Source organism: Micromonospora sp. NPDC000207, assembly GCF_040300925.1.
Lineage (GTDB): Bacteria > Actinomycetota > Actinomycetes > Mycobacteriales > Micromonosporaceae > Micromonospora.
Genome location: NZ_JBEPEQ010000110.1, coordinates 1 through 19,418 on the forward strand (window position 1 = coordinate 1; position 19,418 = coordinate 19,418).

Here is a 19,418-nt window from a genome sequence, read left to right on the forward strand (position 1 = left end):
CCCGGCGACTCCGGCGCAGCCGGCGGCTCCACGGGGCTCGGGGCGCCCGGTGGCCCCGAGGCCCAGCAGCCGGGCACCCCGCCCCCACCCGGCTGGTCGGGGCCGCCCCCGGGCACGCCCGGGCAGCCCCCCTGGCCCCCCGGGTACGGGGCCCCGCCCGGCTGGCCCCAGCAGGCGTGGGCGATCCGGCCGCCCGCCCCGCGCCCGCACGGCTTCCCGCTCGCCTCGTACGGTGCCCGGCTGGTCGCCCGGCTGATCGACTTCGGCATCGTGTTCGCCCTCAACGCGGTGGTCAACGGCTGGTTCGTCTGGCGCTACGTCGACGAGATGACGCCGTACTGGCGGGAGGTGATGCGCCGGGCGATCGCCGGTGACTCCTCCACCGACGGGCTTCCGCCGCCCGGCGACCAGGCCGGTGGTCTCCAGGTCGCCATCCTCCTGATCGCCACCGCCCTCTGGTTCGCCTACGAGGTCCCGGCGATGGCGTCGAGCGGTCAGACGTTCGGCAAGCGGATGATGCGGATCCGGGCCGTCCCGATGGCCGAGGACGCCCCGCTCGGGTTCGGCAGGTCGCTGCGCCGGTGGAACACCCTCGGCCTGCCGACCCTGCTCTGGTACTGCTGCGGGCTGGGTCTGATACTCCAGCTCATCGACGCCCTCTCGCCGCTGTTCGACCACCCGCTGCGGCAGGCCCTGCACGACAAACGCGCCCAGACCGTGATGATCCAGGTCCCCCGGACGGCGGGCACCCCCACCCCCGGCTCCGAGAACCCCCAGCCGGAGAAGGAGACGTCATGACGCAGACCCCTGCGCCTCAGCAGCCGCTGCGGTTGACCCGCGCCGACCTCGACGCGCTACCCAACTACGTACCGGGTCGCAGCCCGGCGGACCTGGCCCGCGAGCTGGGGCTCCCCGAGGCGATCAAGCTGGCCAGCAACGAGGTGCCGTACGGGCCGCTGCCGGGTGTGGTGGCGGCGGTGACCGAGGCGGTGGCCGGTTCGCACCGGTACCCGGACATGGGTGTGGTGGCGCTGCGCGAGGCCATCGCCGAGCGGTACGGCGTCGACGTCGACCAGGTCGCCACCGGCTGCGGTTCGGTGGCACTGGCCGAGCACCTGGTCCGGGCCACCTGCCTGCCCGGGGACGAACTGCTCTACTCGTGGCGCTCCTTCGAGGCGTACCCGATCATCGCGGCGACCAGCGGCGCGACGAGCGTGCGGGTGCCCAACGACGCAGGGCACGGTCACGACCTCGCGGCGATGGCGGCGGCGGTGACCGACCGGACCCGGATGGTCCTGGTCTGCAACCCGAACAACCCCACGGGTACGGCGGTCCGCAAGGCCGAGCTGGACCGGTTCCTCGACTCGGTGGGCGAGAACGTCCTTGTCGTCATCGACGAGGCGTACCGGGAGTTCGTCACCGACCCGCAGGTGCCCGACGGCCTGAGCTACCTGGACCGCCCGAACGTGGTGGTGTTGCGCACGATGTCCAAGGCGTGGGGGCTGGCCGGTCTGCGGATCGGTTTCCTGGTCGCCGCCCCGGCGGTGGCGGCGGCGGTCCGCAAGGTGGTCACCCCCTTCTCGACCAGCATGGCCGCCCAGGCAGCCGCGCTCGCCGCGCTCGCCGAGGCCGACGAGGTACGCCGACGCTGTGCCCTGGTGGTCGCCGAGCGGGAGCGGGTCACCGAGTCGCTGCGCAAACTCGTCCCGGACGTGCCCGCCAGCCAGGCGAACTTCGTCTGGTTGCCGCTCGGCGACCGGGCGGTGGAGTTCGGCAGGTCGTGCGAGTCCCGGGGGGTGATCGTCCGCCCGTTCGCCGGTGACGGTGTCCGGGTCACCATCGGCACCCCTGAGGAGAACGACGTCTTCCTCGCCGCCGCCGAGGTCGCCCTCGGCTGACGGGAGGAGGCATCGGCCACGCCGGGCGGGGGGTCGTCCTCCTCGGGGCGGGGAGACGTCGGCTACGCCGGGGCGACTGTGACGCTCCGGGTCCGCCGACGGTACGCGTACCCGCCCAGGAGGGTGAGCACCAGGGCGGAGGCGATCAGTCCGCCGGTGAGCACCCAGGGTGCCGGCTCGTCGTCAGCGACCAGCGCCGGTGTGGCCCCGAAGGTCACCGTGGCGGTGACTGTTCCCTTCGTCCAGCCACTGGCGAGGTCGAGCTTGGCAGTCCACCGTCCGTCGGGTAGTCGGCTGTCCAGCACGACGTGGACTGTGGTGCTCGCGCCGGGGGCGAGGGTCTTCGCCTCGGCGCGTACCGGTCCGACGGCGAGGCCCCCCGGCCCGTCGGTGAGCCAGAGCTGACCGGCGAGGTCCAGGGCCCGGCGGCCGGTGTTGCGGACCTCTGCGGTCACCACCGGGTTGCCGTCGGGGGGACGGGAGCCGGTCAGGCCCCCGATGTCGAAGCTGGACGGCGGTTCGCCGCCCGGCCCGACCGACAGGTAGACCCGGACCCCGGTCCGCCCGATGTTGCGGACGTTCTCCTCGTCGACCCCGGAGACCTCGGCCCAGACGACTGCGTACCGCTCACCGGCGGAGGCCTGTCGGGGCACCGTGATGGTGACCTGGACGGTCTCCTCCTCGTCCGGGGCGAGGTTCGCCTCGGTCCGGTCGACGTCGATCCAGCTGCTCAGCTCGTTCTCGGACCGCTCCGGTGCGAACCGGAACCCGCCCTCGTCGACGTCGGCGGCGGCGGCGTAGACGGCGACGTCCCGGCGGATCGTCGACGGGTTCTTCACCACCACCCGCCGCTTGATCGTCGTGCCGGGCTTGACGTGGTCGACGACGTACTTGTGGGCCCGGCTGTCGTCCCGGCGGTTGACCGGGGCGTCGAGCAGCCGGATGCCGACCTCGGCGGCGGGGCCGGTCGGTGTCGGGCTCGGCCCGGCGGTCGGGGTCCTCGGCCGGTCCCGGTCGACAGGCCGGATGCCTGGTTGCTCGTCCTCCGGCCAGTCGGGCTGCGCCGCCGTGACCGGGTGGGCCACTGCGGCGACGGGCTGTCGGGCCGACGTGGGGGCAGCCCCTTCGGCCGGGCGCACCGGTGCCCCGGCGGTGACCACGAGGGCCACGGCCAGGGCGAGGGTGCCGATCAGGGTGCGGTCAGGCCACCGAATGGGTTATCACCCCCGTGTAGCTGCCGCCGACAGCGCCGGCCGGAATGGTGATCCGGATGCTCGGGTTCCAGGTGGCGGTGTTGTTGCCGGCGCCCGAGGTCTTGGAGAACGCGACCCGGGGGAGGCTCAGGGTCACCGCGTCGGCGGAGGTGGTCTGGCCGGGAACGAAGGTTCCGGTCCCGGTGGTGTTGACCGCCGGTCCGGACCAGTACTCGACCAGGTTGGGCAGGATGGTCTCCGGTCCGGTGCCGCCGCCGGTGGTGAAGGCGGTGCTGCTGACCGTCGCCGTCCAGGTGGCCGAGAGGGCGGCCCGGCTGTCGGTGACCGTGACGTTGCCGAGTTGACCGCTGGCTGTCGACCCGGCGAAGACGGCACCGAGGTTCACCGACGGCGGCACGGAGATGTCCAGGTTGGCGGTGGACACGGTGAAGGTGACGATGGTGTCCCCCGATGGCGCGGCGGCGGCCGGTGTCGCCATCGTGAGCACCGCAGCCCCGGCAGCCAGGGCAAGAAGTGGCTTCCTCATGACGACCAGGCTAAACCGACAGAAAGCTCACAAAGCCCACAAAGGTGCATTTCGCCCGATCAGGCTACGGAGTGGGTGATGGTGCCCCGATAGGTGCCCGCCACCACTCCGGCCGGGATGGAGATCCGGATGGTCGGCACCCACTCCACAGTGTTGTTGCCGCTTCCCGCAGTCTTGCGGAACGCCTCCCGGGTGGCACCCAGGGAGACCGCCTGAAGCGATGTCAACTGCCCCGGCAGGAGGATCCCGCCGCCGGTGGTCCGGACCGCCGGCCCCGACCAGTACGACACCTGACCGGCGGCGATGGTCCGATCCGCTCCCCCGACGCCGGTGACGAAGGCGGTCGCCGAGACGGTGGCGATCCAGGTGTTCGGGTTGACCGGGCCTCGCTGGTCGCGGACCGCGACAGTGCCGAGTTGCCCGGTCAGGACTCCCCCGACGAACCCGGTCCCCAGGTTGACGGCGGCGGGAACGGTGATGTCCACCCCGACCGTACGGGCGAGGACGACGGCCTGGGCCGACCCCTGACGCTCCGGCACCCCCGGGACGGCCAGCACCATTACGGCACCGAGTACGGCTGACAGGACTCGCACGGGGGAATTTTAAGAGTTATCTGACGCTATGTCCAATTCGATGGACGTTCACGTCGCGGCGAGGACCACCGCCTCCGGGGTGAGGAAGTACCGCGAGTCGTCGGCGTCCGGCGCGACCGGCTCCTTCAGCCGCTCTACCGCCAGGTAGCCGTCCTGGGCGTACGCCCGACCCGGCGCCCAGCCCACCCCGTCCCGACCCGCCGCGAGCGCGAACCGGGAGTGCTCCGCGCCGGTGCTCGGATCCAGCGTGATCAGCCCCCGCATCGGCGTGAGCAGGTGGACCCGGCCGGGCTGGACGGCGAGGATCCGGGTCCCCGTGGGCAGGTCCCCCCGACGCCACAGCTCCTCCCCGGTGCGCACCGATCGGGCGACCGCCCCGTGGTCGGTCACCGTCACCACCCGCTCCCCGTCCAGCTCGGCACCGACCGGGTCCAGTGCCGGGGCCGGCCGTGGTGCCCTCCCGCCGACCAACCATCCCCGGGTCGCGTCCCCGTCCGCACCCGTCGTACGCAGGCCCCGGCAGTTCGTCCGGACGGCGGCACACCCGACGAGGGTGGCACCGAGTTCGGCTGTGGCACCCGGGGGCTGCCACCGGTCGGCGGGCTCCCCGGTGGCGAGGTCGCGGAACTCGACCACCGGCTCGGCGCACCTGTCGACGGCGACGAACTGCCCGGCCGACGTGGTGCCCACGTCGGAGCGGCAGGACCCGTCCACCTCGACGGTCCAGAGTTCCCGGCCGTCGGCGACGGCGAAGGCGTTCAACCGCTCGGCACCGGAGACCACGACGACCGTGCCCCCCGCCGCGTCGCGGGCCGCGAGGAGTCCGGGCGGATCCCAGACCGCGTCGGCCCCGGTCCGCCGGGAGGTCCAACCCTCGGCCGGCTCCGGCCCGTCGGCCTGCCAGGCCACCTCACCGGTCAGGGCGTCCAGCGCCACCAGCTTCCCGTCCGACCAACGACTCAGCACGGTGGTGCCGTTCGCCACCACCCCGCTGACCTGAGCCGGCCACCGCCGGTACGACCAGTACGGGGTGTTGCGGGACCGACCGTCGACGGGGCTGTCCGCGTACACCTGACGGGTGGCCGCGTAGACGCGGAACCGGCCTTCGACGATCAGCGGGGCCACCGGAAGCCGGGCCACCACCTTCGGCTCCGGATCGGCCACCGGAGGCAGAGCGGCGGTGGCCGGGGTGACCACCTCGGCGGGTGCGAGTACCCGGTACACGACGACACCGACCAGCCCGACGCAGATCAGCGCCGCGACGACCGCTGCGACGAACCTTCGTCCCTTCGGGAAACCCATACCCCACCTCCGCCGGGCACCCTACCGAGGAGGGTCGCCGCCGCCCCGGTCAGGCCGCCCGCGCCGGAATGGGGACGGTCGAGGCCACGGTCACCGTACGGGCCGTGCGCCACCGACGTGGCCCCAGCGGCGGAGGTGTCCGCCGCTGGTGGCCATCCAGGCGGAACCCGGCCACGGTGCCGGATCCGCCCGGTACGGTCAGGCCGGCAGCTGCCCCGTGCGCAGCGCCCCGACGAACGCGCTCCAGCCCTGCGGGCTCACCGCCAGCGCCGGGCCCGACGGGTCCTTGGAGTCCCGGACCGCCACCACGCCGACGGTGCCGACGAGGTTGTCCGCCACCTCGACGCAGAGCCCCTGGTCGTTGGAGCGGCTGCTGGTGCGCCACTGGGCGCCGGTAAGGTCGATCATGATCGTTCTTCTCCTGTCGGCTCGGACGTGTCACGACGTCGGCGCCGTCGAGTCACGGCGCCGACCGGGTCCCGGCGTACGCCCCGACGTCGGGAACCCGGCTCGATCAACGCGGCAGCGACCCGTCCCGATCGGACAGCCGGTGCGACGGAGAAGCCGAAGGAGAACGCGGTGGAGGTGTCGGAGCAATGCCGACACCGACCAATTTCGGTCAGCGGGGCGGACTGATGGTCCCGGTCACCTCGCCGAGGGCGACGACGGTGCCGTCCACTCCGGGCGCGGTGGCGGTGAGCGTCACGGTGTCCCCGTCGGCGAGGAAGGTGCGGCTCTCCCCCGCGACAGTGACCGGCTCGGTCCCACCCCAGGTCAGCTCCAGGAACGAACCGACCTGCCGCCGGTCGGGCCCGGAGACGGTGCCGGAGGCGTAGAGGTCACCGGTGCGCAGGGAGGCACCGTTGACTGTCAGGTGGGCGAGCTGCTGGGCCGGGGTCCAGTACATGGTGGCGAAGGGGGGTTCGGTGACCCGCTCGCCGTTCCAGTCGACGGCGATTCGCAGGTCAAGCCCCAGATGAGGGACGTCGCGCAGGTAGTCGGCGACCACCGGGTCCTGCTCCGGAGCGGGTACGAACGCCGCACCGAGCGCCTCCAGCGGAGTCACCCAGGCCGACACCGAGGTGGCGAAGGACTTGCCCAGGAAGGGGCCGAGGGGCTGGTACTCCCAAGCCTGGATGTCCCGGGCGGACCAGTCGTTGACCAGCACCACCCCGAAGACGTGGTCGGCGAAGTCGGCCACGTCCACCGGGCTCCCGAGCGGACTGGGAACCCCGACGACGAAGCCGATCTCCGCCTCTATGTCGAGGCGCGCCGAGGGGCCGGTGACCGGCCCCTCGGGCGTGGCCCGCTGCCCACGGGGTCGCACCACAGGGGTGCCGGAGACCACGACGGTGCCCGCCCGCCCGTGGTAGCCGATCGGCAGGTGCTTCCAGTTGGGCAGCAGCGGAGGCTGGCCGGGACGGAAGATCTGCCCGACGTTCGCGGCATGGTGTTCCGAGGAGTAGAAGTCGACGTAGTCGGCCACCTCGAAGGGGAGCAGCAACTCCACCTCCGCCAGGCCGATCAACAGGGGGTGCACCGCCTCCTGATGTGCGGAGTCGGTCAACAGCTCGGTCACCCGCTGCCTGACCGCCGTCCACTGCGGTCGGCCGAGCGCCATGAACTCGTTGAGCGTCGGGCGGGACAGCGCCCCACCGGCCAGCACCAGACCGGCGGCCTCCGCCCCGGCCAGGTCGAGGACCAGATCCCCGATCCGTACGCCGATGCGGGGCTGGTCCCCGGACCGTCGGAACACCCCGTACGGCAGGTTGGTCACCCCGTACGGCGACCCGTTCGCGCCAGTCACCCAGGTCATGCGTCGTACCCCCCGTTCACCAGCCCCAGCCGGATCAGATCGGTCAGTGGTTCCAGGATGCTGCACGAGCCGTACCCGACCCAGAGCGGACGAACCCGGTCGCGGGCGGCACGAGCCGGTTCGACGAGGGGGACCGGGTCGGTGGTGGCGAGCAGCGCCGCCACCGTCGACACGTCGGCCCCGCCGTCGGCGGCGAGGACGGCGGCCAGCACGTTGCCGAAGCCGTGATGGGTGAAACCGGTCTCCGGGTCGCGGTGGCGGACCGCGTGGTGCAGCCCGGCGGTCAGCTTGAACGGAAGGGCCCGGTCCCGGCAGGCGCAGATGACCGCCGCCAGTTCCGTCGGGGTGGGGAAGAGTTCGGCGGCGAGCCCGCCGGTGCGGAACTTCGCCGCCACCGAAGCCGGGACGGGCGACGGCGGGACGGGCGACGGCGGGACGGGCGAGGGCGGGACGGGCGAGGGCGGGACGGGCGACGGCGGGACGCTGCGCGCCTCGGCGAGGGTGTCCAGGGCACCCATCAGGCCGAAGGTCAACGGGATCTCGGCGTGGACGGCGAGCCCGTCGTGGCGGGCGACGAAGGCGAGCAGCTCGGTCAGGCCCGGTTGCGGGTCCTCGCTGCGCCGGCCCACCGCCGCCTCCACCTGGCGGACTGTGACGCGGGGGTCGACCTCGGCGAGTGCGGCGTCGAGCCGGTCGAGCGGAACGTCGGCGATCACCCCGACCTCGATCCGCTCGTCGGGGGCGAGCAGCCCGGCCAGGTCGGTCAGGGCGGTGGCCGGCAGCAGCAGCGGGCCGACCAGGTCGGCGTACCACCGGGTGCGGTGTCGACGGTGGCCGGCGACCGCGTCGGGCAGTGTCGCGCTGCCCGGCGGGAAGACGGCCGCGTCGTCCACCAGTCCGGCCAGGAGGCGGGGCACCTGCGTTGACACGAGACAAGAATCTACGGGACGCTACGAGGAACGGACAACAGCGTCCGATTACCGGACGCGTCGAGGTGGCACCCGGGAGGGGACATGCCGTACTACCGCCGCGTCGGTGAGGTGCCCCGCAAGCGGCACACCCAGTTCCGCCAGCCCGACGGCAGCCTCTACGCCGAGGAGCTGATGGGCCAGGAGGGTTTCTCCGCCGACTCGTCCCTGCTCTACCACCGGTACGCCCCGACCGCCGTCGTCGCCGCCGAGGAGTTCCGCCCGCCCGCCGTGGAACGGGTGCCCAACCTCCCGCTCAAGCCCCGGCACCTGCGGACCCACCAGCTCGACGGGACCGACACCGACCCGGTGCTCGGCCGGGCGTACCTGCTCGCCAACGACGACGTCCGGATCGGGTACGTCCTCGCCGACCGGCCCGGCCCCCTCTACCGCAACGCCACCGGCGACGAGTGCCTCTACGTGGAGACCGGGGGGCTGCGGGTGGAGTCGCCGTTCGGGGTGCTGGAAGCCGTCGCCGGGGACTACGTCGTCATCCCCACCTCCACCATCCACCGGCTCGTCCCCACCGGAGGAGAACCGACCCGGCTGCTCACCATCGAGGCGACAGGGCACATCGGCCCACCCAAGCGCTACCTCTCCGTACGCGGGCAGTTCCTGGAGCACTCCCCGTACTGCGAGCGGGACGTCCGGGGACCGGACACGCCGTGGCAGGTCGACGACACCGACGTCGAGGTGCTGGTCCGACACCGCAACGGCTGGACCCGGTACGTCTACGCCCACCACCCGTTCGACGTGGTCGGTTGGGACGGTCACCTCTACCCGTGGGCCTTCTCCATCCACGACTTCGAGCCGATCACCGGCCGGATCCACCAGCCCCCACCGGTGCACCAGACCTTCGCCGGACCCAACTTCGTGATCTGCTCCTTCGTGCCCCGCAAGGTCGACTACCACCCGGACGCCATCCCGGTGCCGTACCACCACCACAACGTCGACTCCGACGAGATGCTCTTCTACACCGGCGGCAACTACGAGGCCCGACGCGGTTCCGGCATCGGACAGGGTTCGATCTCCCTGCACCCGTCCGGTTTCACCCACGGCCCGCAGCCCGGGGCCGCCGAACGGTCGATCGGCGTCGACTACTTCGACGAGCTGGCCGTCATGGTCGACACCTTCCGACCCCTGGACCTCTGCGCCGCCGCCCGCACCTGCGAGGACGACGCCTACGCCTTCACCTGGGCCGGCCCCCGGGGGTGACTGTCGACAGGGACCGGTGCCGCCCCGGCCCGACACAGGCCGGGGTCAGGCCACCGGTCGGTGGTAGATCGCCACCTGGGCGACGGCGGTGACGGCGATCGCCAACACCAGCGGCCAGGGCGTGCCGAAGACGGCGTAGAGCAGGATCAGCACGGGGCCGGCGGCCACCGCGAACACGGCCATGGCGAGCAGCCGGTCGGAGCGCAGCAGCCCGGGCAGGACGGTGTCGGTGAGCCCGGGGAGCCCGGCCGCGAAGCGCCAGACCAGCAGGCCACCGCCGAGCGCCGCCGCCACGGCGAAGAGCCGGGACAGCGCGCCGTTCCCGGCCGCCACGCAGGCCACCAGGACCGTGGCGACCAGGGACCACCCGGCCCCGTACAGCACCAGGCGGCGTACCCCGGTGGAGATGGTCCGCCGGGAGTCCACCCGCCCCGGGCTCATCGCCGCCGCCTCGGCCAGGTCCTCCAGCGCCTCGGCGTACCGTCGCTGCTCCAACCGGAGCACCCCGATGTCGTGCCGGGCCTCGGCCAACTGCGGGTCGAGCCGAAGCGCCTCCCGGTAGGCCCGTTCCGCCAGGTCGAACAGCTCCATCCGGGCCGCGACCAGGCCGAGGACCAGGTGGGCCTGGGGGTCCTCGGGGGCCAGTTCCACCCCACGCCAGGCCGCGTTCAACGCGGGCTGCCCGTTGCGGGCGCCGGCCAGGATCGCCGCCGCGCTCCGCTGGGCGTACGCGTCGTCCGGCCCCATTCTCAGGATCTCGTCGGCGGTCCGGGCCGCCTCGGCGTACTCCCGCAGGTCTACCAGGGCCAGGGCCCGCACCACCAGCGGCGGGACGAACTGCGGTGCGGCGGCGACCGCCGACTCGGCAGCGGTACGCGCCTCACCCGGTCGGTCGGCAGCCAGATGGACCTGGGCCAGCATGGTCAGCGCCAGCGGGTCGGCCGGGTCGAGGGAGACGGCGTACCCGAGTTCGGCCGCGGCCTCGTCGTACCGGCCGAGTTCGGCGAGCAGCTGTGCCCGCTGGAGGTAGCCGTCGGCCGAGGACCGGTCGGGTGAGGCGTCGTTCGACATCGCGGTGAGCCTAGGCCGACGCGACCGGGTAGACCAGGGCCACGGCGATCCCGGCGAGCCCTTCGGCCCGGCCGGTGAAACCGAGCCCGTCGGTGGTGGCGGCGGAGACGGTCACCGGGGCACCGACGGCCTCGGAGAGCGCCCGCTCCGCCTCCGCCCGACGCGGTCCGATCTTCGGGCGTACCCCGACGATCTGGACCGAGACGTTGCCGATCTCGAACCCGGCGGCCCGGACCCGGCGGGCGGTCTCGACGAGCAGGGCCACACCGGGGGCACCGGCCCACTCCGGCTCGGCCACCCCGAAGTTGGACCCGAGGTCACCGAGACCGGCGGCGGAGAGCAGCGCGTTGCAGACCGCGTGGGCACCGACGTCGGCGTCCGAGTGACCGGCCAGGCCGTCCTGGTCCGGCCAGTGCAGGCCCGCCACCCAACAGGGCCGCCCCGCCTCGAAGGCATGGACGTCGGTGCCGATGGCCACCCGGGGAACGATCATGAGACGAGGGTACGCGGCGACTCAGGCCCCGGCGGCGAGCAGGTGCTCGGCGAGCGTCAGGTCGAACGGTCTGGTGATCTTGAGGGCGTACTCCGAGCCGGGTACGCACCGCACCGGCACGCCCTGCCGTTCGACGAGACCCGCGTCGTCGGTGAGGGAGTCGGCGGCGGCGGCGTGGGCGGCGGCCAACACCGACCGGCGGAAACCCTGCGGGGTCTGCACCGACCTCAGCGTCGACCTGTCGACAGTTCCGAGGGCCTGCTCCCCGGCGTCGACCCTCCTGATCGTGTCGACCACCGGCAGGACCGGGATCACCGCGTCGTGACCGGCCCGGACGGCGGCGGCCACCGACTCGATCAGGTCGGATGGGGTCAACGCCCGGGCGGCGTCGTGCACCAGGACGATCTCCGGACCGGCCGGCACCACGGCCAGGGCGGCGGCGACCGACGCCTGACGTTCGGCACCGCCGGGCACCACGGTCACCGGAGCCACCGGGGCGAGCCGCCGCCTGACGTGGTCGACCTCGGCGGCCGGAGCGGCCACCACGACAGTGTGCACCGAAGCGGCGGCGGCGAGCCGGCGTACCGCGTGGACCAGCAGCGGCTCGCCGGCAAGGGTCCGGAGCGCCTTGGGGCCACCCGGTCCGAGGCGCACTCCCGCACCTGCCGCAGGCACGAGGACCGCGACGTCACCGCGCGGGTTGAGCTGCGCGGTCACGTCGCGGTCCTCGGATTCGCTTGCTACGGGGTGGGTATGAGGATGCTGCGCAGACTAGGCCTCGGTCAGGACCTTGTCGAGCAGCGTCTCCGCCTCGTCCTTGGTGCTCTTCTCCGCCAGCGCGACCTCACCGACGAGGATGTCGCGGGCCTTGGCGAGCATCCGCTTCTCGCCGGCCGACAGGCCCCGCTCCCGCTCCCGGCGCCACAGGTCACGAACCACCTCGGCGACCTTCAGCGGGTTACCGGAGGCCAACTTCTCCAGATTTGCCTTGTAACGCCGCGACCAGTTGGTCGGCTCCTCGGTGTGCGGAGCCCGGAGAACGTCGAAGACCTTGCCCAGGCCCTCTTCGCCGACCACCTCACGCACGCCCACGATCTCGGCGTTCTCAGCGGGCACCCGGACGGTCAGGTCACCCTGTGCGACCCTCAGGACGAGGTACTGCTTAGGCTCGCCCTTGATGACCCGAGTCTCGATTGCCTCGATGAGTGCGGCCCCGTGGTGGGGGTAAACAACGGTCTCGCCGACACTGAAAACCATAGGTTCGAAACCCCTTTCGCTGTGTCTAGGGTAACACGCTCAGGCACCGATGTCTCACCGCTGTCCTGACCGTTGGCGCAGCTCAGGGGCCATGTGAGAGGTATTTCTTCCGCTTGACATGGAGCCAAACGGGTGGATTGAACACTCTCCGTAATCGCCGGGTGGCGCCCTGGTCAGGGCACTCGCGAGCCCGGCAGGGCAGTCGACCCCATGATATCCGGCGAATTCCCGCCGCGCCCAGGTGTAGCGCCAGACCACCGAGGTGGGGGACCCTGGAGGACACGCCACCCGGCCGAGACGGTTTCAGGGGGTCCGATGGGCATACCGGACGCAGAGGACCAGGGTCCCACCGACGGCCTCCCCGACCTTCCCCCCGAGTGGGGCCGGATCGTCGTCCCCGACGACCTCTCCGCCCTCGCCGACGAAGCCACCCTCGTCCGCCAGGAGCTGCGCGCCGAGGCCCGCCGCCGACGGTGGCAGCGGCGACTCGGCGGGACCGGCAGCCGGGTGGTGGGACTACCACTGATGATCCTGCTGGTCATCGCCGTCACCGCCACCACCGCCCTGCTCTCCGGGGCCTGGCCCCGGCCGCCACGCGGCGGTGACCGCCCCACTGTCGTGCCGTACCCGACGGCCACCGGACTGGCCGGTCACTCCCTGCCGGCGCTGGACCTGGTCGACTCCGACCAGGATCCGATCTCGCTCCGGGGCCTCCTGCCCGCCGTGATCATTCTGGTCGACGGGTGCGTCTGCGCCGCACAGGTCGCCGACGCGGTCAGCGCCGTGCCCGAGGGGGTCACAGTCGTCACGGTGACCGGCGACACCGCCCCGGTTCCCGCCCCCACACCCACCTCCGACGACGCCCACCCGATCAACCCACAGACGGTCCGGGCCCTGGCCGACCCGGCCGGCGGGCTGCGGGCCTTCCTCCACCTGCCGGCCCGCCCCGACAGCACCACTGTGCTGCTGGTGCACCGGTCCGGCACCGTGCAGCGGGTGCACCCGGAGGTCCGGGCGGTCGACGACTACCGCGCCGAACTGGTCTCACTCGCCCGCTGACCCGCCGGTAGGGCGACCAGTTGGATCCGGACCTCGGCCGACCCCCGGCGGTAGGTCCCCATCCTGATCCGGACCTGCCCGCTGTCCCCCGGGATCTCGATCCGGACCACCGATCCGTCACACGCCGACCGGTCCGCCTCGGCGACCCGGCCCCGCCCCGCCCAGACCCACACGAGCAGGGCCCGGGACCCGGTGCACCGGTACTCCAGGACGTACCGGCTGCGCACGCCGGGAGAGAACTCCCACCTGACCGTCTGCCCGGAGGTGATGGTCGCCTGGTCCTGCAGGACCGGCCTGATCCAGGGATACCCGCCCGCCGCGAAGCCGCCGTACGTCGACGGTCGACCCGCACTCGCCGCCGCCCGCCCCGAACGGGGATCGACGGTGACCGAGCCGGAGCCGTCCGCAGGCCACCTGACCAGTTCGGGCGGGACCGCGACCGGTGGGGCACCGGTCGCCTCCGGGGCGCTCGCCCGCCACCAGAGACCACCACCGAGGAGGGTCACCAGAACCATCCCGAACAGCAGGGCACCACGGAACCGGCCAGCCGCCTCGCCACTCACCCGTCGAGGGTAACGAGCCTTCGGACCCCCCGCACCTGCGCGAACGCGCCCCACCGCCCCCTCGACGGCGGCGGTGGGGCAGTCGGCGGCGGTGGAGCGGTCGGCCGCAGGCGCGGTGGGGCGGTCGGCCGCTGTGGCCATGGGACGTGGAGGCTCAGGCCCGTCGGTCGAGCAGGGCGGCGTAGAGGGTGAGCCCGGGACCGAAGGCCAGCATGACGATCCGATCCGGCGGCCGTGGGGCACCGCGCAGCCGGTCCAGGATCAGCAGGACAGTGGGCGAGGAACAGTTGCCGTGCTCGGCCAGGGTCGCCCGCGAGGCGGTCAGCCCGTCCGGCGGCAGAGCCAACTCCTGCTCCACCACGTTGAGGATGCGCGGGCCCCCGGGATGCACCGCCCAGCCGTCCACCTCGGACATCTTCGTCCCGTGTCGGGTGAGCAGATCCTCCACCAGCCCCCGGACGTGCACCGACAGCACCTGGGGCACCTTCGACGACAGGCCCATCCGGAAACCGGTGTCGGTGACGTCCCAGGTCATGTGGTCGGCGGTGCTGGTGTCGGTGACCGAGGCGACCTCGCGCAGCGCGTACCCCGGACCGCCGGGAACGAGCACTGCGGCGACGGCGGCGTCCGAGAAGAGCGCATGGGAGACGATCTGCTGGGTGTCCATCCGGCTGCCCGCCGGTTGCAGGTGCAGGCTGGTCAGCTCCGCGCAGAGCAGCACCGCCGGCCGCCCCCGGGCGGTCACGAAGTCGCTCGCCGCCCCCAGCCCCGGCAGCGCCGCGTAACACCCCATGTGCCCGACGAACATCCGCTGGGTGTCGACGGCCATGCCGAGATCCCGGGCCAGCAGGATGTCCAGCCCGGGAGTGGCGTACCCGGTGCAGGAGCAGACCACGAACAGCCCCACCCGATCGGCGGCCAGGCCGGCGTCGGCGAGCGCCCGGGCCACCGCCTCCCGACCCAACGGCAGCGCCTCCACCTGGTACCGCCGCATCCGACGCTCGGTCGGCCACTGCGACACGTCCTCCAGTAGCGGGCTCACCACCGCCTGCCGCCGCCTGACCCCGGAGTTGGCGAAGATCCGTTGCGCCAGCGCCCTGGGAGCCCCGGAGAAGTACCCGGAGAAGAACCCGGCCCACAGCTCGTCCTGCTCGGCCGAGGGCGGGTGCGCCGTCCCCAGTCCCGCGATCACCGGTACGGCCACAGCACCCACCTCTCGTCCACGTCCCCGCAGCGGAGGTCCCCACCGCATCCCACCGCCGGGCCGGTCACCACCGGGGGGTCGATCCGTCGCGGTCCGGGTCCCCGCCCAGCGTCGCGATGCCGAGCCAGTCGGCGCAGACGTCAGAGGTCGCCGGGTGCAGCGAGCCGCACCGGGCGTCCCGGTACAGCCGCTCCGACGGGTGTCCACGCCGGGTCGCCGACGTCCCGGCCGCCTCCAGCATGGAGGCCGCCACCTCTGCCGCCGTGGTGCCGGCAAGCAGCTTCGCCCGCCACACCCAGCGGTTGGTCTCCTCGTCACCGGGGGCTTCGTCGACCCGACGGGCCGCCTCGGCCACGGCGAGCTGTGCGGCGGCCACAGTGGCGTCGGCCCGCCCCACCCTCGCCCGTACCGCAGGAAGCCCGGTCAGGTCCCGGGCGACGAGGTGCTCGGCCACCGCGTCGATCGCCGCCCGGGCCACGCCCGTGTAGACGGCCGCGTAACTGGCCACCAACCAGTGCGGCATCAGCTGGGCGACCACCAGGGCCAGCCCCTCCACCCCACCGAGCAACCGGTCGGTCGGCACCGTCACGTCAAGGTGCAGGTCGTGCGAGGAGGTGGCCCGCATGCCGAGGGAATCCCACGTCGACTCCACCTCCAGCCCGCTCCCGGCCGGAACCAGGAACTGGGACACCACCGACGGGTCGGTGGCGCTGCGCGCGGCCACCAGGTAGCCGTCGGCGTGCCCGGCACCCGAGCAGAAGGTCTTGCTGCCCTTGAGGTGCCAGCCCCCCTCGACCGGCTCGTAGACGGTGCTCAGCCGGGAGAGTCGGGCCCCCGCCCCGCGTTCACTCATCGCCACCGCGTACCAGGAGCCCTCGGCGGCGGCCCGGAGCAGGACGTCCCGGGCGGCCAACGCCTCGTCGGGTACGCCGAGCGACTCGGCCAGCTCCTCGGTCACCGCACCGAGGGCACCGGTGACCGAGGCGTGCATGTTGAACACCAGGGCCGTGGCCCCGTTGCCCCGCGCCAGCTCACCGGCGACCGCCGCGTACTCGGCGAAGGTGGCCCCCAGGCCACCCAGCTCGGTGGGGACCATCAGCCCGAACAGACCGGCCTCGCGCAGATCCTCGAAGTCGTCGACCGGAAAAGAACCGTCGCGGTCGTGCCCGGCCGCCCGGGCGGCGAACCGTGGCGCCAACCGTCGGGCCGCCTCCAGCGCGTGCACCGTCATCCTCGCCTCCCTTCCCGACATCCACTACCCCGCCGCGACGCCGTCACCCGCATCCGGCGGCGCTCTCCGCTATCCCCGCCGGACCCCCCGCCCCTGGTACAACACCGCCGTGGACCAGGTGGGCACGATCCGGGGCGGGCTACCGGCCGGACCGACCCCGGGGAGCATCCGCCGGGTCAGCCAGCCGACCAGTCCGGCGACCTCCGGCCGGACACCGCGTACGCGCAGGTCCACGCCGTGCCGGCGGCACTCGGCGAGTAGCTCGCGATGGTCCACGAACAGGCGTGGGTCGTGGATTCCCCGGGGGACGGTGGGCAGCCGCTCCCCGACGTGCACCGCGACCAGGCGGCTCAGCGCGGTGTCGTTAAGGGTGTCCAGGACCAGCAGGCCCCCCGGGCGCAGCAGCCGACACGCCTCGGCGACCACCCGCCGCCAGTCGGGTACGTGTTCGAGCAGCTCCCCGGCGGCGACCACGTCGGCGCACGCGTCGGCGAGCGGAACCGCCGTCGCGTCCGCGTGGACCACGTTCACCCCGTGGTCGGCGGCCTGTTCCAGTGCCGAGCGGGTGAGATCGACTCCGACGTGCCGGTAACCCTTGCCCGTCAGGTGCGGGGCGAGGAGCCCGGCACCACAGCCCAGGTCGACCAGGAGGGCACCGGGGCGGGTCGCCGGAGGCACCAGCGCCGCCCGGGCCCGCGCCAGCCAGTGCAACATCGCGAACGCGCCGTCGGGTCGCCACCACTCACCGGCGAGTTCGTCGTACTGCCTAGGGTCGTTGGGGGGCAGCAGCCGACCGGACGGCGGGATCGATCCCACGTCTCGCATGGACAGAGCGTGGCACGACTGGACGGTAACGACCAGACTTCCCTTATGTCGCGATGGGTGTTAGGGCTGATTACAGCGAGTCATCCGGAACCGACCATGGCGGTCACCGCGGTCGCCGGGCTCCTCGCCTGGGGGGTGGGGCACCCACCGGCCTCGGTGGCGGCGGTGGCGGGCACCGTGGCGGCGAGTCAGCTCGCCACCGGGTGGACGAACGACGCCCTCGACGCCCGGCGCGACGCCGTCGTGGGGCGTACCGACAAACCGGTGGCCAGGGGACTCGTCGGTCGGCGGACCGTCGCGCTGGCAGCGGTGGCCGCCGCCCTGGCCACCCCGCTGCTGGCGCTGACCACCAACCCTGTCGCGGCGCTCTGGGCCACCGCCGGCCTGGTCTCGGCGCTGCTCTACGACTGGCCGTTGAAGTCCACGCCGTTCTCCGTGCTGCCGTACGCGTTCTCCTTCGGCACCCTTCCCGCCTTCGTGGTGCTGGCCCTGCCCGGGGCACCCGCCCCACCCCTCTGGCTGGTCGGGGCGGCCGCCTGCCTGGGAGCCGGGGCACACTTCGCCAACGTGCTGCCCGACCTCGCCGACGACGCCCGGACCGGGGTACGCGGACTGCCGCACCGGGTCGGGGCGACCGGGAGTCGGGTCGCCGCCGCCGGGCTGCTCCTGGCCGCCACCGTCTGGCTGGTGCTCGGGCCACCCGGCCCGCCGTCCGCCCTCGGCCTCGCGGCGGTGCTCACCGCCGCCGTGGTGCCGCCGCTGAGCTGGTACGCCGCCCGAATCTCGGCCCGCCCGTCGGGACGGGGAACTGCCGCCTTCCGGGCGGTACTGCTGGTGGCGTTGATCGATGTCGTACTGCTCGTGGCCAGCGGGCGGCTGGTCTGACAGGGCGGCCCCGACTGCCGGTACCGGCAGCCCCGGGAAGGCGGCATTCCCGGGTCGCCGTGCGGCGGTCGTCGCGCCCCCACTACCCTGAACGCGGTCTGCGCGGGTATGGCCACCGCGCCCGGCGTACGCCCGGGTGGGGATCGTGACGAGGAGGACCGACGTGACGCGCTCGATCAGGGCACCCCGACGGGCGGCCGTGGTGCTGGCCGGAATGGCCGCGGTGACCGGCATGGTGGCCGGCTGCGGGACCGGCCAGGTGTCGGAGACCGCCCAGAAGGTGCCGTCGGTCCAGAGCGTCAACATCCAGACCCCGGACAACGGGTTCAAGGTGCGGGGCCTCCAGGTCGACTACCCCGGTGTCGAGGGCTACCAGGCGGGTGACGACGCCCCGCTGAGTGTGTTCTTCTACAACGACACCCAGCAGGCGATCACCGTGACCGTCACCACCGACAGCGCCCGCGAGGTGCTGTTGAGCGGCACCGACGGCACCGAGGGCAGCCCCACCCCGTCCGAGTCCCCGGGCAGCCCCTCCTCGCCCGCCGGCCCCGGCGGACCCCAGCCCTCCGAGTCCGACTCCCCCGGACCGGACGCCTCCCCGTCGCCCGACGCGTCCCCGTCGCCGGACGCGTCCCCGTCGCCGGACGCCTCCCCGTCGCCGGACGAGTCGGCACCGGCCGGTGAGCCGGCCCGGATCGAGGTGCCGGCCCAGGGCTACGTGCAGCTCACCGGCGGCGCCACCGGTCAGCTCCGGCTGATCGGCCTGAACGAGACGCTCCTCGCCGGCCAGCAGGTCAACCTGGTCTTCGACCTGGGCAACGGGCAGACGCTGTCGACGCCGGCACCGGTCGCCGTGCCGCTCAGCCCGGCCGCACCGCCCACCCCGATCATCGAACGCGAGTTCGGCATCGAGGGCGACGGGCACTGATCACACCCCCTTCCCCCGTCGATCGACGACACCGTCGCCGTGGCCACCACCACGCCGGCGGTGTTTTCGTCGCAGGGGACGGTTAGCGTCCTGGTGTGACGACCTCCCGATCGAACCTGCAAGCCGGCGCCGGCCGGGGACGCGCCGGTGGCGCCACCGGCCGGGGTCGGGCCGGGCGTGAACCCCGCCCCGCGTACGAGTGCGACGCCTGCGGCCACCAGCCGCCGAAGTGGGTGGGACGCTGCCCGGAGTGCGGTGAGTGGGGCTCGGTGATCGAGTCCACCGTCACCGGTCCCACTGTGGCGGGCCGGGTGGTCAGCTCCCGGATGCCCGCCGAGCCGGCCCGGCCGATCGCCGAGATCAGCGCCGC

At 73.2% G+C, this 19,418-nt stretch carries 21 protein-coding genes and 1 pseudogene; 7 read left to right on the forward strand and 15 right to left on the reverse strand.

The genetic code is table 11. The features are described 5' to 3' along the window. Both ABT336_RS22505 and hisC read left to right on the forward strand, forming a co-directional pair. A partial coding sequence (locus ABT336_RS22505) for an RDD family protein (RefSeq protein ID WP_350898749.1) occupies positions 1 to 798 on the forward strand: 798 nt, incomplete at its 5' end. After that, positions 795 to 1,898: a histidinol-phosphate transaminase gene (gene hisC, locus ABT336_RS22510; RefSeq protein ID WP_350898751.1), complete on the forward strand. Its 1,104-nt coding sequence runs from the start codon at positions 795 to 797 to the stop codon at positions 1,896 to 1,898. The genes ABT336_RS22505 and hisC, both read left to right, overlap by 4 nt. Positions 1,899 to 1,960: 62 nt before the next feature. Here the strand turns inward: hisC and ABT336_RS22515 are convergent, their stop codons facing one another. The 7 genes from ABT336_RS22515 to ABT336_RS22545 form a co-directional block, all read right to left on the reverse strand. Next, positions 1,961 to 3,067, reverse strand: coding sequence for a COG1361 family protein (locus tag ABT336_RS22515; protein WP_350898755.1), 1,107 nt, complete (start codon positions 3,065 to 3,067; stop codon positions 1,961 to 1,963). A gap of 31 nt (positions 3,068 to 3,098) precedes the next feature. Next, complete coding sequence (locus tag ABT336_RS22520; RefSeq protein WP_350898757.1) at positions 3,099 to 3,638, reverse strand: hypothetical protein; 540 nt, start codon at positions 3,636 to 3,638, stop codon at positions 3,099 to 3,101. Between the two features lie 59 nt (positions 3,639 to 3,697). After that, complete coding sequence (locus ABT336_RS22525) at positions 3,698 to 4,231, reverse strand: hypothetical protein (protein WP_350898758.1); 534 nt, start codon at positions 4,229 to 4,231, stop codon at positions 3,698 to 3,700. A gap of 48 nt (positions 4,232 to 4,279) precedes the next feature. Beyond that, the gene (locus ABT336_RS22530) at positions 4,280 to 5,533 is read right to left on the reverse strand and encodes an outer membrane protein assembly factor BamB family protein (protein ID WP_350898760.1); all 1,254 of its coding nucleotides are present in this window, start codon (positions 5,531 to 5,533) and stop codon (positions 4,280 to 4,282) included. A 198-nt stretch (positions 5,534 to 5,731) separates the two neighbouring features. Beyond that, positions 5,732 to 5,941 (reverse strand): DUF397 domain-containing protein, encoded by a 210-nt coding sequence (locus tag ABT336_RS22535; RefSeq protein ID WP_350898762.1) that lies wholly within the window; start codon positions 5,939 to 5,941, stop codon positions 5,732 to 5,734. A 211-nt stretch (positions 5,942 to 6,152) separates the two neighbouring features. Continuing rightward, positions 6,153 to 7,349 (reverse strand): fumarylacetoacetase, encoded by a 1,197-nt coding sequence (gene fahA, locus ABT336_RS22540; RefSeq protein WP_350898764.1) that lies wholly within the window; start codon positions 7,347 to 7,349, stop codon positions 6,153 to 6,155. Continuing rightward, a complete protein-coding gene (locus ABT336_RS22545; RefSeq protein ID WP_350898766.1) occupies positions 7,346 to 8,278 on the reverse strand; it encodes a hypothetical protein in 933 nt (310 codons plus the stop codon). Before ABT336_RS22545 ends, fahA begins: the two co-directional genes overlap by 4 nt. Positions 8,279 to 8,362: 84 nt before the next feature. On the opposite strand from ABT336_RS22545, the gene ABT336_RS22550 reads away from it, so the two are divergent. After that, on the forward strand, positions 8,363 to 9,532 hold the full coding sequence (locus tag ABT336_RS22550; protein ID WP_350898768.1) for a homogentisate 1,2-dioxygenase: 1,170 nt from the start codon (positions 8,363 to 8,365) through the stop codon (positions 9,530 to 9,532). Between the two features lie 45 nt (positions 9,533 to 9,577). Here the strand turns inward: ABT336_RS22550 and ABT336_RS22555 are convergent, their stop codons facing one another. The 4 genes from ABT336_RS22555 to ABT336_RS22570 are packed head-to-tail and all read right to left on the reverse strand — an operon-like array spanning position 9,578 to position 12,353. Further along, the gene (locus tag ABT336_RS22555) at positions 9,578 to 10,603 is read right to left on the reverse strand and encodes a tetratricopeptide repeat protein (protein WP_350898770.1); all 1,026 of its coding nucleotides are present in this window, start codon (positions 10,601 to 10,603) and stop codon (positions 9,578 to 9,580) included. 10 nt (positions 10,604 to 10,613) lie between these two features. Further along, positions 10,614 to 11,096, reverse strand: coding sequence for a 2-C-methyl-D-erythritol 2,4-cyclodiphosphate synthase (gene ispF, locus ABT336_RS22560; RefSeq protein WP_350898772.1), 483 nt, complete (start codon positions 11,094 to 11,096; stop codon positions 10,614 to 10,616). A gap of 21 nt (positions 11,097 to 11,117) precedes the next feature. After that, positions 11,118 to 11,813 carry a 2-C-methyl-D-erythritol 4-phosphate cytidylyltransferase gene (gene ispD, locus ABT336_RS22565; RefSeq protein WP_350898774.1) on the reverse strand — a complete coding sequence of 232 codons (696 nt, stop codon included), beginning with the start codon at positions 11,811 to 11,813 and terminating at the stop codon, positions 11,118 to 11,120. 54 nt (positions 11,814 to 11,867) lie between these two features. After that, entirely contained in the window at positions 11,868 to 12,353 is a 486-nt protein-coding gene (locus ABT336_RS22570; RefSeq protein WP_007073334.1) for a CarD family transcriptional regulator, read from the reverse strand. A 315-nt stretch (positions 12,354 to 12,668) separates the two neighbouring features. On the opposite strand from ABT336_RS22570, the gene ABT336_RS22575 reads away from it, so the two are divergent. Beyond that, positions 12,669 to 13,412: a hypothetical protein gene (locus ABT336_RS22575; RefSeq protein ID WP_350898776.1), complete on the forward strand. Its 744-nt coding sequence runs from the start codon at positions 12,669 to 12,671 to the stop codon at positions 13,410 to 13,412. Here ABT336_RS22575 and ABT336_RS22580 read toward each other — a convergent pair. From ABT336_RS22580 to ABT336_RS22595, 4 genes are all read right to left on the reverse strand, one after another. Continuing rightward, a complete protein-coding gene (locus tag ABT336_RS22580) occupies positions 13,379 to 13,975 on the reverse strand; it encodes a hypothetical protein (protein ID WP_350898778.1) in 597 nt (198 codons plus the stop codon). The two genes, ABT336_RS22575 and ABT336_RS22580, sit on opposite strands and share 34 nt — an antisense overlap. A 154-nt stretch (positions 13,976 to 14,129) precedes the next feature. After that, positions 14,130 to 15,188 carry a type III polyketide synthase gene (locus ABT336_RS22585; RefSeq protein ID WP_350898780.1) on the reverse strand — a complete coding sequence of 353 codons (1,059 nt, stop codon included), beginning with the start codon at positions 15,186 to 15,188 and terminating at the stop codon, positions 14,130 to 14,132. A gap of 55 nt (positions 15,189 to 15,243) precedes the next feature. After that, complete coding sequence (locus tag ABT336_RS22590; protein WP_350898782.1) at positions 15,244 to 16,410, reverse strand: acyl-CoA dehydrogenase family protein; 1,167 nt, start codon at positions 16,408 to 16,410, stop codon at positions 15,244 to 15,246. Positions 16,411 to 16,479: 69 nt separating this feature from the next. After that, on the reverse strand, positions 16,480 to 17,235 hold the full coding sequence (locus tag ABT336_RS22595; protein ID WP_350898784.1) for a methyltransferase domain-containing protein: 756 nt from the start codon (positions 17,233 to 17,235) through the stop codon (positions 16,480 to 16,482). Positions 17,236 to 17,280: 45 nt separating this feature from the next. Here ABT336_RS22595 and ABT336_RS22600 point away from each other — a divergent pair, with 45 nt between their 5' ends. The 3 genes and pseudogenes from ABT336_RS22600 to ABT336_RS22610 form a co-directional block, all read left to right on the forward strand. Next, entirely contained in the window at positions 17,281 to 18,120 is an 840-nt protein-coding gene (locus ABT336_RS22600; protein WP_350898786.1) for a UbiA family prenyltransferase, read from the forward strand. A gap of 163 nt (positions 18,121 to 18,283) precedes the next feature. Continuing rightward, entirely contained in the window at positions 18,284 to 19,048 is a 765-nt protein-coding gene (locus ABT336_RS22605) for a hypothetical protein (protein WP_350898788.1), read from the forward strand. Positions 19,049 to 19,143: 95 nt separating this feature from the next. Then, a pseudogene (locus ABT336_RS22610) lies at positions 19,144 to 19,418 on the forward strand (DNA repair protein RadA); the annotation flags it as partial.

Bases quoted from the DNA above. Each gene is read 5' to 3' on its own strand.
- ABT336_RS22570 (WP_007073334.1), bottom strand. From the start codon at position 12,353: ATGGTTTTCAGTGTCGGCGAGACCGTTGTTTACCCCCACCACGGGGCC.
- ABT336_RS22595 (WP_350898784.1), bottom strand. From the start codon at position 17,235: ATGCGAGACGTGGGATCGATCCCGCCGTCCGGTCGGCTGCTGCCCCCC.
- ispF (WP_350898772.1), bottom strand. From the start codon at position 11,096: ATGATCGTTCCCCGGGTGGCCATCGGCACCGACGTCCATGCCTTCGAG.
- ABT336_RS22555 (WP_350898770.1), bottom strand. From the start codon at position 10,603: ATGTCGAACGACGCCTCACCCGACCGGTCCTCGGCCGACGGCTACCTC.
- hisC (WP_350898751.1), top strand. From the start codon at position 795: ATGACGCAGACCCCTGCGCCTCAGCAGCCGCTGCGGTTGACCCGCGCC.
- ABT336_RS22590 (WP_350898782.1), bottom strand. From the start codon at position 16,410: ATGACGGTGCACGCGCTGGAGGCGGCCCGACGGTTGGCGCCACGGTTC.
- ABT336_RS22520 (WP_350898757.1), bottom strand. From the start codon at position 3,638: ATGAGGAAGCCACTTCTTGCCCTGGCTGCCGGGGCTGCGGTGCTCACG.
- ABT336_RS22600 (WP_350898786.1), top strand. From the start codon at position 17,281: ATGTCGCGATGGGTGTTAGGGCTGATTACAGCGAGTCATCCGGAACCG.
- fahA (WP_350898764.1), bottom strand. From the start codon at position 7,349: ATGACCTGGGTGACTGGCGCGAACGGGTCGCCGTACGGGGTGACCAAC.
- ABT336_RS22550 (WP_350898768.1), top strand. From the start codon at position 8,363: ATGCCGTACTACCGCCGCGTCGGTGAGGTGCCCCGCAAGCGGCACACC.
- ABT336_RS22575 (WP_350898776.1), top strand. From the start codon at position 12,669: ATGGGCATACCGGACGCAGAGGACCAGGGTCCCACCGACGGCCTCCCC.
- ABT336_RS22530 (WP_350898760.1), bottom strand. From the start codon at position 5,533: ATGGGTTTCCCGAAGGGACGAAGGTTCGTCGCAGCGGTCGTCGCGGCG.
- ABT336_RS22535 (WP_350898762.1), bottom strand. From the start codon at position 5,941: ATGATCGACCTTACCGGCGCCCAGTGGCGCACCAGCAGCCGCTCCAAC.